The organism is Bacillus sp. 165 (assembly GCF_017742235.1).
Classification (GTDB): domain Bacteria; phylum Bacillota; class Bacilli; order Bacillales; family Bacillaceae_G; genus JAGHKQ01.
The window spans coordinates 62,197-72,872 of the sequence record NZ_JAGHKQ010000011.1 but is presented as its reverse complement, the minus strand read 5'-3'; the positions used below and the strand labels follow the sequence as shown (position 1 = coordinate 72,872).

At 40.7% G+C, this 10,676-nt stretch carries 5 protein-coding genes and 22 tRNA genes; all 27 read left to right on the top strand.

What is annotated here, in order from left to right:
• Positions 1-69 precede the first annotated feature (69 nt).
• The 27 genes from J7Q84_RS14840 (at position 70) to J7Q84_RS14710 (ending at position 10,662) form a co-directional block, all read left to right on the top strand.
• Positions 70-145, top strand: a tRNA-Val gene (locus J7Q84_RS14840).
• A 3-nt stretch (positions 146-148) separates the two neighbouring features.
• Positions 149-224: transfer RNA gene (locus J7Q84_RS14835), tRNA-Thr, on the top strand.
• A 6-nt stretch (positions 225-230) separates the two neighbouring features.
• Positions 231-306: transfer RNA gene (locus J7Q84_RS14830), tRNA-Lys, on the top strand.
• A gap of 7 nt (positions 307-313) precedes the next feature.
• Positions 314-394 (top strand) — tRNA-Leu (locus tag J7Q84_RS14825).
• 8 nt (positions 395-402) lie between these two features.
• A tRNA-Gly gene (locus J7Q84_RS14820) sits at positions 403-477 on the top strand.
• A 17-nt stretch (positions 478-494) separates the two neighbouring features.
• Positions 495-583, top strand: a tRNA-Leu gene (locus J7Q84_RS14815).
• Positions 584-595: 12 nt separating this feature from the next.
• Positions 596-669: transfer RNA gene (locus J7Q84_RS14810), tRNA-Arg, on the top strand.
• A 7-nt stretch (positions 670-676) separates the two neighbouring features.
• A tRNA-Pro gene (locus J7Q84_RS14805) sits at positions 677-750 on the top strand.
• Positions 751-754: 4 nt separating this feature from the next.
• A tRNA-Ala gene (locus J7Q84_RS14800) sits at positions 755-830 on the top strand.
• Positions 831-842: 12 nt separating this feature from the next.
• Positions 843-916 (top strand) — tRNA-Met (locus J7Q84_RS14795).
• A gap of 12 nt (positions 917-928) precedes the next feature.
• Positions 929-1,005 (top strand) — tRNA-Ile (locus tag J7Q84_RS14790).
• An 11-nt stretch (positions 1,006-1,016) separates the two neighbouring features.
• Positions 1,017-1,109 (top strand) — tRNA-Ser (locus tag J7Q84_RS14785).
• 41 nt (positions 1,110-1,150) lie between these two features.
• A tRNA-Met gene (locus J7Q84_RS14780) sits at positions 1,151-1,227 on the top strand.
• Between the two features lie 2 nt (positions 1,228-1,229).
• Positions 1,230-1,302: transfer RNA gene (locus J7Q84_RS14775), tRNA-Asp, on the top strand.
• A gap of 5 nt (positions 1,303-1,307) precedes the next feature.
• Positions 1,308-1,383 (top strand) — tRNA-Phe (locus tag J7Q84_RS14770).
• A gap of 32 nt (positions 1,384-1,415) precedes the next feature.
• Positions 1,416-1,491, top strand: a tRNA-Thr gene (locus tag J7Q84_RS14765).
• Positions 1,492-1,506: 15 nt separating this feature from the next.
• A tRNA-His gene (locus J7Q84_RS14760) sits at positions 1,507-1,582 on the top strand.
• Positions 1,583-1,587: 5 nt separating this feature from the next.
• Positions 1,588-1,661: transfer RNA gene (locus tag J7Q84_RS14755), tRNA-Gly, on the top strand.
• Between the two features lie 3 nt (positions 1,662-1,664).
• Positions 1,665-1,741, top strand: a tRNA-Ile gene (locus J7Q84_RS14750).
• A gap of 33 nt (positions 1,742-1,774) precedes the next feature.
• Positions 1,775-1,849: transfer RNA gene (locus tag J7Q84_RS14745), tRNA-Asn, on the top strand.
• A 3-nt stretch (positions 1,850-1,852) separates the two neighbouring features.
• Positions 1,853-1,940 (top strand) — tRNA-Ser (locus tag J7Q84_RS14740).
• A 5-nt stretch (positions 1,941-1,945) separates the two neighbouring features.
• Positions 1,946-2,017 (top strand) — tRNA-Glu (locus J7Q84_RS14735).
• A 710-nt stretch (positions 2,018-2,727) separates the two neighbouring features.
• The gene (glgB, locus tag J7Q84_RS14730) at positions 2,728-4,662 is read left to right on the top strand and encodes a 1,4-alpha-glucan branching enzyme (protein WP_209095410.1); all 1,935 of its coding nucleotides are present in this window, start codon (positions 2,728-2,730) and stop codon (positions 4,660-4,662) included.
• Entirely contained in the window at positions 4,610-5,740 is a 1,131-nt protein-coding gene (locus J7Q84_RS14725; RefSeq protein WP_209095408.1) for a glucose-1-phosphate adenylyltransferase, read from the top strand. The genes glgB and J7Q84_RS14725 overlap by 53 nt, the downstream gene beginning before the upstream one ends.
• Positions 5,741-5,776: 36 nt before the next feature.
• A complete protein-coding gene (locus J7Q84_RS14720) occupies positions 5,777-6,805 on the top strand; it encodes a GlgC family sugar phosphate nucleotidyltransferase (protein WP_209095406.1) in 1,029 nt (342 codons plus the stop codon).
• Complete coding sequence (gene glgA / locus J7Q84_RS14715; RefSeq protein ID WP_209095404.1) at positions 6,802-8,226, top strand: glycogen synthase GlgA; 1,425 nt, start codon at positions 6,802-6,804, stop codon at positions 8,224-8,226. Before J7Q84_RS14720 ends, glgA begins: the two co-directional genes overlap by 4 nt.
• 27 nt (positions 8,227-8,253) lie before the next feature.
• Entirely contained in the window at positions 8,254-10,662 is a 2,409-nt protein-coding gene (locus J7Q84_RS14710; RefSeq protein WP_209095402.1) for a glycogen/starch/alpha-glucan phosphorylase, read from the top strand.
• The last annotated feature ends 14 nt before the right edge of the window (positions 10,663-10,676 follow it).

The following is a 10,676-nucleotide window of genomic DNA, read 5'->3' as shown; positions in this document are numbered from 1 at the left end:
AGTTAAGCTCTTCAGCGCCGATGGTAGTTGGGACCTTGTCCCTGTGAGAGTAGGACGTCGCTAGGCAATGGAGGATTAGCTCAGCTGGGAGAGCACCTGCCTTACAAGCAGGGGGTCGGCGGTTCGAGCCCGTCATCCTCCACCATATGCCGACTTAGCTCAATTGGTAGAGCAACTGACTTGTAATCAGTAGGTTGGGGGTTCAAGTCCTCTAGTCGGCACCATGTAGTGAGCCATTAGCTCAGTCGGTAGAGCATCTGACTTTTAATCAGAGGGTCGAAGGTTCGAGTCCTTCATGGCTCACCATTTATATGCGGGTGTGGCGGAATTGGCAGACGCACCAGACTTAGGATCTGGCGCCTTTGGCGTGGGGGTTCGAGTCCCTTCACCCGCACTTTTCATGCGGAAGTAGTTCAGTGGTAGAATACAACCTTGCCAAGGTTGGGGTCGCGGGTTCGAATCCCGTCTTCCGCTCCAATATTTTAAAAAGTCCTGCCGGGGTGGCGGAATTGGCAGACGCACAGGACTTAAAATCCTGCGGTAGGTGACTACCGTGCCGGTTCGATCCCGGCCCTCGGCACCATATATAGAATTTGCGCCCGTAGCTCAATTGGATAGAGCGTTTGACTACGGATCAAAAGGTTAGGGGTTCGAGTCCTCTCGGGCGCGTTGTTTTCGGGAAGTGGCTCAGCTTGGTAGAGCACCTGGTTTGGGACCAGGGGGTCGCAGGTTCAAATCCTGTCTTCCCGATTTTGGGGCCTTAGCTCAGCTGGGAGAGCGCCTGCCTTGCACGCAGGAGGTCAGCGGTTCGATCCCGCTAGGCTCCACCAAATTTATATTGTGGCGGTGTAGCTCAGCTGGCTAGAGCGTACGGTTCATACCCGTGAGGTCGGGGGTTCGATCCCCTCCGCCGCTACTTAATTTTATAGGACCTTTAGCTCAGCTGGTTAGAGCAGACGGCTCATAACCGTCCGGTCGTAGGTTCGAGTCCTACAAGGTCCACCATTTATAAATACGGAGGAATACCCAAGTCCGGCTGAAGGGATCGGTCTTGAAAACCGACAGGCGGTGTGAGCCGCGCGGGGGTTCGAATCCCTCTTCCTCCGCCATATTATTCAATTAGGTTATTACATTTTCGTTTTATTATCGTCGCGGGGTGGAGCAGTCTGGTAGCTCGTCGGGCTCATAACCCGAAGGTCGCAGGTTCAAATCCTGTCCCCGCAACCAATGGTCCCGTGGTGTAGCGGTTAACATGCCTGCCTGTCACGCAGGAGATCGCCGGTTCGATCCCGGTCGGGACCGCTTTTGGCTCGGTAGCTCAGTCGGTAGAGCAGAGGACTGAAAATCCTCGTGTCGGCGGTTCGATTCCGTCCCGAGCCACCATTTATAAAATTAAAAAGCTTTTCAATTATTAAGCCGACTTAGCTCAATTGGTAGAGCAACTGACTTGTAATCAGTAGGTTGGGGGTTCAAGTCCTCTAGTCGGCACCATTTGAAAATATAACGGCGGTTGTGGCGAAGTGGTTAACGCATCGGATTGTGGCTCCGACATTCGTGGGTTCGATTCCCATCAATCGCCCCATATATGCGGGTGTAGTTTAGTGGTAAAACAAGAGCCTTCCAAGCTCTGGTCGTGAGTTCGATTCTCATCACCCGCTCCAAATGGGCCTATAGCTCAGCTGGTTAGAGCGCACGCCTGATAAGCGTGAGGTCGATGGTTCGAGTCCATTTAGGCCCACCATATAATTTATACCACTATAACACTTATTGTTATTCCGCAGTAGCTCAGTGGTAGAGCATTCGGCTGTTAACCGAACGGTCGTAGGTTCGAGTCCTACCTGCGGAGCCATATAGAGAAGTACCCAAGTGGCTCAAGGGGCTCCCCTGCTAAGGGAGTAGATCGCGATAGCGGTGCGAGGGTTCGAATCCCTTCTTCTCTGTTTTAGGCCCGTTGGTCAAGCGGTTAAGACACCGCCCTTTCACGGCGGTAACACGGGTTCGAATCCCGTACGGGTCATACTAAATATACAATTAAGAAAAAATACTCATCGAATTCGATGAGTATTTTTTTGTTTATGTTAAGCTAACTCTTTATATTAACCTCTATCTTTAGTGAAAAAACTGATACGTCAATACGTTAATAAACATTAAGAAATTGTAGCAGTGTTGTTTTAGAAAATAATACTAGCAGTAATGGATGCAGTGTTTCACAAATCTGAAAGAAACCTCTGTCACATGGGCGATCGTTTTTGGGTGGAATATTATTTTTCGCTCAAAACGATTGCAGTGAGAATTTGCTATAATAAATTGTTTTTATTAAAACATAAGAATGTATAAACTTTAAGAATACTGCTTTGCATGGAAAATGAGACGAATGGTGCTCATTCTTCTTGTTTACAAATTATTTTCATCTTGCTTATGTAAGCTTTACATTTTTCGTTTACTATTGACTTAGAAAAGTTTTTTGTTAAAAGTAATATACTTAATTTTCAATAATTCATACTGATTCAGATAATTTTACAAATTACGTGATATTATTCTAGAAAATCAAACGCTTTCAAGGTATTATTCGTCAAAATCCGATTTTTCAAGTCGAATAATCACTTAAAATCCTGATTTTTCTATGGGGAAACGTATGTTATTATAAAAGTATAGAAGGATTTTTAAGTTTTTTGGAGTATTATTATATTATTCATAAAAAGCATTTGTGCTAGCGAGGTGAAGACTATGATTGTAATTCATCCAACAGAACTTGATGTACACTTGTTCCATGAAGGTAGCTTGTACGAGGGCTATAACATATTTGGTGCCCATCTGCAAGAGATAGAAGGAGTACAGGGTACGCGTTTTTCTGTTTGGGCTCCTCACGCGCTGCAAGTAAGCGTGGTCGGAGATTTCAATAATTGGGATGGAAAAGAGCACGGAATGGAAAAGGTGAGTGAAGAGGGAATTTGGTCTTTGTTTGTTCCTCATATAGGAGAGAATGAACTGTATAAGTATGAAATTCATACAATACATGGAAATCTCCTTCTGAAATCAGATCCATATGCTTTTTATTCCGAGGTGCGACCAAATACGGCTTCGGTTGTCTATAATATAGAAGGCTATCAGTGGAATGATCAAAAGTGGCTAAAAAACAAAAAAAAGAAGAGTATGTATGAAGAACCACTCTCTATTTATGAACTTCATTTTGGCTCTTGGCTGAAGAAAAAAGACGGAACATTCTATAATTACAGACAATTAGCGGATAAGTTAATTCCATATGTGCTGGAGCATAACTTTACCCACATTGAAATTATGCCTTTAATAGAGCATCCGTATGATCGCTCATGGGGATATCAAGGAACGGGATACTATTCTCCGACAAGCCGATATGGGAATCCACAAGAGTTGATGTATTTTATTGATCAATGTCATCAAAACGGGATTGGTGTGTTATTGGATTGGGTTCCAGGGCATTATTGTAAGGATGCCCATGGACTTTATATGTTCGATGGACAACCTGTTTATGAATACAAAGATATGCCTGTACAAGAAAACTCTGTATGGGGTACAGCAAACTTTGATTTAGGAAAGCCTGAGGTACACAGCTTTCTAATTTCTAATGCGTTGTTTTGGATGAAATATTACCATATAGATGGATTTCGTGTCGATGCGGTAGCTAATATGCTGTATTGGGATGCAGGCGGTGTGTTTCAAAAAAATGAATATGCTGTAGCTTTTCTCCAGAAGTTGAATGAGGTTGTATTTACAGAGGACCCGAATGTGCTGATGATCGCAGAAGATTCGACGGATTGGCCGCTTGTAACAGCACCCGTCTATGAAGGCGGACTAGGTTTTAATTATAAATGGAATATGGGATGGATGAATGACATTCTAGCATATATGGAATGTGAACCGGAAAATCGAAAATTCATTCATGACAAAGTAACATTTTCCCTCCTTTATGCTTATTCAGAGAATTTTATTTTGCCTCTTTCTCATGATGAAGTTGTACATGGGAAGAAGTCGCTTTTAAATAAAATGCCTGGGGATTACTGGCGTAAATTCGCTCAGCTTCGCTTATTGTACGGATATTTGATGACTCATCCGGGGAAAAAGCTGCTGTTCATGGGCGGAGAATTTGGACAATTTGATGAGTGGAAAGACCTTGAAGATTTAGATTGGAATTTGCAGGGATTTGAGATGCATCGTTTAATGCAAGCTTATTATAAAGAATTAGCCGCTATATATAAACGATCAAAGCCGTTGTGGCAGCTCGATCATGTTCAAGAAGGATTTCAATGGATTGATGCTGATAATAGAGACCAAAGCATTTTTTCTTTCGTCAGGAAAGGAGTACAGAAAGATGAATTGCTTGTAGTTGTATGTAATTTTACAGAGCATGTGTATACAGACTATAAAGTCGGTGTGCCAATGTGTGCAAACTACAACGAGATTTTAAATAGTGATGCAGTCGAATACGGGGGCTCTGGTCAAGTTAATAAGAAAAAATTAAAGACTATTTTAAAGTCTTTTCATAATCAACCGTGTCATGTAGAAATGACGATACCACCTTTTGGTGTATCAATTTTACGACCAGTGAAAACAAGGAAGGGGAACAAGAAAGATGACCAAGAAAAAAAAGTGCGTAGCAATGTTATTGGCAGGGGGAAAAGGTAGCCGTCTGAGCTCCCTTACCAAAAATTTAGCGAAGCCAGCTGTAGCTTTCGGGGGGAAATACCGTATTATTGATTTTCCATTAAGCAACTGTACAAATTCTGGTATTGAAACTGTAGGTGTTCTTACTCAATATCAGCCGCTTGTCTTAAACTCTTATATTGGAATCGGCAGCGCTTGGGATTTGGACAGAGAAAATGGAGGAGTTACAGTTTTACCTCCTTATTCAGAATCTTCAGGCGTTAGATGGTATACGGGAACAGCAAGCGCAATCTATCAAAATTTAAATTATCTTAAACAATATGATCCGGAATATGTACTAATTTTATCCGGAGACCATATCTATAAAATGGATTACTCTGAAATGCTGGATTATCATATTGAAAAAGATGCGGATGTATCTATTTCTGTTATTGAAGTACCGTGGGATGAGGCAAGCCGCTTTGGTATCATGAATACAAATGAAGAATTAGAGATTGTAGAGTTCGAAGAAAAGCCACAGTTTCCGAAAAGCAATCTGGCTTCTATGGGGATTTACATTTTCAGATGGTCTATATTAAAAGAGTATTTAGAAATGGATGCAAGAAATCCGGAATCGAGTAATGACTTCGGTAAGGATGTTATTCCGCTTTTGCTTGAAGAAAATAAAAAGCTTGTTGCTTATCCATTTAAGGGCTATTGGAAAGACGTGGGTACAGTGAAAAGCTTATGGGAAGCGAATATGGATTTACTGAAGGATGATTCATCACTTAATTTGCATGAACGGGAATGGCGCATTTATTCTGTGAACCCGAATCAACCTCCGCAATATATTGCGCCAAATGCCAAGGTTGAGGAATCCTTGATTAACGAAGGCTGTGTTGTAGAAGGGGATGTGACGCATTCCGTTTTATTCCAAGGCGTATCAATAGGAGAAGGAAGCAAAATTGTTGATTCTGTCATTATGCCCGATGCACATATCGGAAGAAACGTAGTAATTGAACGAGCGATTATTGCCCCTGGTATGGTGATTGAAGATAATTCCATTATTTGTCCTGTAAAAAACGTGGAAGATGTTATTCTAGTGGCAGATGAAAATTAAATAGAACAAAAACGAATAGAAAAGGAATGAGACGTGATGAATCAATCTATATTAGGGATTATTAATGCAACAAAAGAGTTTGAATCGTTAGAGGAAATTACCCTGCACCGTTCGCTGGCAGCCTTACCATTCGGTGGACGATACCGCTTGATTGACTTCCCACTATCTAATATGGTAAATTCCGGGATTCAAAGCGTGGCAATTTTCACAGGGCACGGCAACCGCTCGTTGATGGATCATGTCGGTTCAGGAAAGCAATGGGATTTAGACCGCAAAAGAGACGGATTATTTGTTTTTACTCCTAATAGTCAATGTCAAGGGGAAGAGTTTGGGTCCTTTACACATTTTGCACGAAATATAGATTATTTCTTGCGCAGCAAGCAAAAATATGTGGTCATTACAAACTGCTATACCATAAGCACAATGAACTTTAAGCCGATTTTAAAAAGGCATATCGAGACCGCTGCAGATATAACAGAAGTGTGCCATGAAGGAAAACCACTATGCACATATATTTTGGAGAAAGAGCTTCTTTTGAATTTATTTGAACAATACAAAGATCAAGGATATTACAGCATAATCGATTTAGTGAGAGAAAAACGAGAAGGATCTTTACGTATTCTTCCTTATGAATATACAGGGTACGTAGCAGTTATTGATTCGATTGAAAACTATTATAAGTACAGCATGGAAATTTTACAGCCGAATATTTGGAAGCAGCTGTTTATGAAAGATGCACCGATATATACAAAGGTAAAAGACGAACCACCGACACGTTACGGAAAAACTGCGAAGGTAACGAATGCTATGATTGCAAATGGAAGTATTATTGAAGGTGATATGGACAACAGCGTTATCTTCCGTTCTGTGAAAATTGGAAAAGGCTCTATAGTTCGTAACTGTATCATTATGCAAAAGAGTCAAATTGGAGAGAATTGTATACTAGACGGAGTAATTATCGACAAGGATGTTAAAATTGAGGATGGAACTGCATTAACTGGAAGCAGCCAGTCTCCGTTTGTCATTCCAAAAGGTACAGTACAAGGAGCGTTGATGAATTCGTGAAAGTTTTATTTGCATTGTCGGAGTGCGTCCCGTTTGTAAAATCGGGAGGTCTTGCTGATGTGGGAGGCGCACTTCCAAAACAACTACAAAAGCTTGGTGTCGAAGTACGGGTCATATTACCATACTACAGTTTGATTTCCGAAGAATTTCGCAGTCAATGCGAGCTGCAAAAGATTATACATGTTTCACTAGGCTGGCGTCATCAATATTGCGGTATTCTCAAAATGGAGCATGAGGGTATTACTTATTATTTTCTGGATAACGAATATTATTTTAAACGAGATTCGTTATACGGACATTATGATGATGGAGAGCGTTTTTCCTTTTTCTCCAAAGCAGTGCTGGAATGTATTCCCCATTTGGATTTTGTACCAGATATTATTCATTGTCACGATTGGCATACGGCTATGGTGAACTTTCTATTAGATGCGCACTATCGCCATAAACCAATGTATGAAAAGATTAAAACGGCATTTACAATTCATAATCTTCAATTTCAAGGTGTGTTTGCTAGAGAAGTAATTTATGATTTTTTGGGCCTTGGTGAGGAATATATTACTCCTGATCAGCTTGAGTTTTATGGGAACATCAATTTTATGAAGGGTGGTATTATTGCTTCTGATTTAATTACAGCAGTCAGCCCTACATATAAGGATGAAATTCAGTACCCGTATTTTGGAGAAAATTTAGATGGGCTTCTAAGAAAATATAATTACAAGCTGCATGGTATTGTAAATGGTATTGATGATGTTTTTTATAACCCGCGAACAGATAAGGAAATTGCCGTATGCTATGGAGAGACGGAGCTTGAATTAAAGAAAGAAAATAAAACGGCGTTGCAGCGTTATTTTGGCTTGCCAGAAAAGACAGATAGTCCGCTTATTGCGATGGTAACTCGTCTCACAAAGCAAAAAGGACTGGATTTGGTACGTCATGTGTTTCATGAAATAATGCAGGACGATGTTCAATTGATTGTTCTTGGTTCCGGTGATAAGCAATACGAGGATTTCTTTTTGGAAATGGCTCATCACTATCCTGAAAAAATGAAGGTGTATATCGGATTCAATGAAGCTTTAGCTCATCAAATATATGCAGGAGCTGATTTGTTTTTAATGCCTTCACAATTTGAGCCGTGCGGATTAGGGCAGTTGATTGCACTTCAATACGGTGCATTGCCTATTGTAAGGGAAACAGGTGGATTGAATGATACCGTTCAATCTTATAATGAAGCAACAGGGGAAGGAAACGGATTCAGCTTTTCCGATTTTAACGCCCATGACATGGTAAATACGGTACGGAGAGCTATTCATTTCTATCATCAGCCGGATATTTGGAATGCTTTAGTAAAAAGAGCCATGAGTCAAGATTACAGTTGGCTGAAGTCGGCAAAACAATATAAGGAGTTGTATGAGCAATTGTAATCTAGCTCATCTAAGGGAGGGAGAAGAATGTTCTCTAATAAAGAAAGCTTTAAATCTTCTTTTCTTGAAAAGTTAGAAACGATGTATGGTAAAAGTTTTAAAGAATCTACTCTAAGAGACCAGTACCATACGCTTGGTCATATGGTCCGCGAATACATAAGCTCGCGTTGGATTGCGACAAACGAAAAGAATCGAACGGAAAATAATAAACAAGTCTATTATTTATCTATTGAGTTTTTATTGGGACGTTTGCTTGGCAGCAATTTGCTGAATTTAGGAATACGAGAAGTATGTGAAGAGGGATTGGCAGAGCTCGGCATCAAATTGGATGAGCTGGAGGAAAGCGAATCTGATGCTGGTATTGGGAATGGCGGCTTAGGACGATTGGCCGCCTGTTTCTTAGATTCACTGGCATCTTTAGATTTACCAGGCCATGGTTGTGGTATCCGTTATAAACATGGATTATTCGACCAAAAAATTGTGGACGGCTATCAGGTAGAGCTTCCCGAACAATGGCTTCGCCACGGCAATGTGTGGGAGGTTCGCCGCCATGATCAGGCGGTAGAAGTGAGTTTTTGGGGGAAGATAGAATCTTCCATTAACAATGAGCGCTTAGAGTTTCGGCATACGGACGCAGAAACGATCACGGCAGTACCATATGATATTCCTGTCATTGGCTATAACACCAGTACAGTCAATACATTGCGCTTATGGAACGCGGAGCCTTCACCATTCCCGCCTAACGATAAAAATGTCCTTTTATACAAAAGAGAAACAGAGGCTGTGTCTGAGTTTTTGTATCCAGATGACACCCATGATGAAGGGAAAATTTTACGCTTAAAGCAACAGTATTTTCTTGTATCGGCAAGTCTTCAGAGTATCGTGAAAGGATATCGCGAGCGCAACGGAGGGTTGCATAACTTTCATGAGAAGGTTTCCATCCACATTAATGATACACACCCGGTATTGGCGATTCCAGAATTGATGCGCATTTTGCTTGACGAAGAAAAGATGAGCTGGGATGAGGCATGGAATGTCACAGTGAACACCATTTCGTATACAAACCATACTACTTTATCAGAAGCATTAGAAAAATGGCCAATTCATATATTCCAACCATTATTGCCACGCATCTTTATGATTGTGGATGAAATCAACGAACGTTTTTGTCATGAACTATGGCAGCGATACACAAATGATTGGAAACGCATTGAGGATATGGCAATTATTGCTCACGGTCTTGTGAAAATGGCTCATTTAGCTATCGTGGGGAGTCATAGCGTGAATGGTGTAGCAAAAATCCATACAGACATTTTAAAGCAGCGTGAAATGAAACTGTTCCATGAATTTTATCCAAAGAAATTTAATAATAAAACAAATGGAATTACCCATAGAAGATGGTTGTTGAAAGCAAACCCCCAGTTATCAGATTTAATCAATAATACAATTGGAACTGCTTGGATTGAAAATCCGGCGCATTTACAATCTCTCTTGCATTTTAAACACGATCCTGTTTTTCAAGAATCCTTCTATCAGGTAAAGCAGCAGCGTAAAGAAATTTTAGCAAAGCGAATTTTTGAACAAAACGGCATTCGTGTCGATACACATTCGATTTTTGACGTACAAGTCAAACGCCTGCATGCTTATAAGCGCCAGCTATTGAACGTAATGCACATCCTATATTTGTATAATCGTTTAAAAGAAGATTCGGGCTTTAAAATGCAGCCGCGCACCTTTATTTTCGGTGCAAAGGCTTCTCCAGGTTATTATTATGCTAAAAAAATTATCAAGTTGATCAATGATTTAGCGGAGAAGGTCAACAATGATGTGCAAACTCGTGATAGTTTAAAAGTAATTTTCCTAGAAAATTATCGTGTGTCTCTTGCTGAGGATATTTTTCCCGCTGCCGATGTAAGTGAGCAAATTTCTACTGCTAGCAAGGAAGCATCTGGAACAGGGAATATGAAGTTTATGATGAATGGCGCTGTTACAGTAGGAACACTCGATGGAGCCAATATTGAAATTAAAGAGGAAGTCGGACAGAATAATATATTTATTTTCGGCTTAACATCAGAAGAGGTTCTGAACTATTATCAAAATGGAGGGTACCGTTCCAGTGATTATTATCATCATGACCTTCGCATAAAAAAAGCGGTGGATCAGCTTGTGAACGGATTTTTCCAGGAGGCAGGCGATGAATTTGAAGCGATTTATGATTCGCTTACTATTCAAAATGATGAATACTTCGTACTTCGTGATTTTGCCCCGTATGTTGATATACAAGAATCGATCGGGAAAGCATATCAAAATCGAAAACATTGGCTGGAAATGAGTATTTCTAATGTAGCTCAGTCCGGTTATTTTACAAGTGATCGTACGATTATGCAATATGCAAATGATATTTGGAAGATCAATCGTGCTGAAGTAGTACGATAAAAAAACTCCTGAGA

Excerpts from the sequence above, each read along its gene's own strand:
- J7Q84_RS14720 (WP_209095406.1), top strand. The coding sequence starts at position 5,777 with ATGAATCAATCTATATTAGGGATTATTAATGCAACAAAAGAGTTTGAA.
- J7Q84_RS14725 (WP_209095408.1), top strand. The coding sequence starts at position 4,610 with ATGACCAAGAAAAAAAAGTGCGTAGCAATGTTATTGGCAGGGGGAAAA.
- glgB (WP_209095410.1), top strand. The coding sequence starts at position 2,728 with ATGATTGTAATTCATCCAACAGAACTTGATGTACACTTGTTCCATGAA.
- J7Q84_RS14710 (WP_209095402.1), top strand. The coding sequence starts at position 8,254 with ATGTTCTCTAATAAAGAAAGCTTTAAATCTTCTTTTCTTGAAAAGTTA.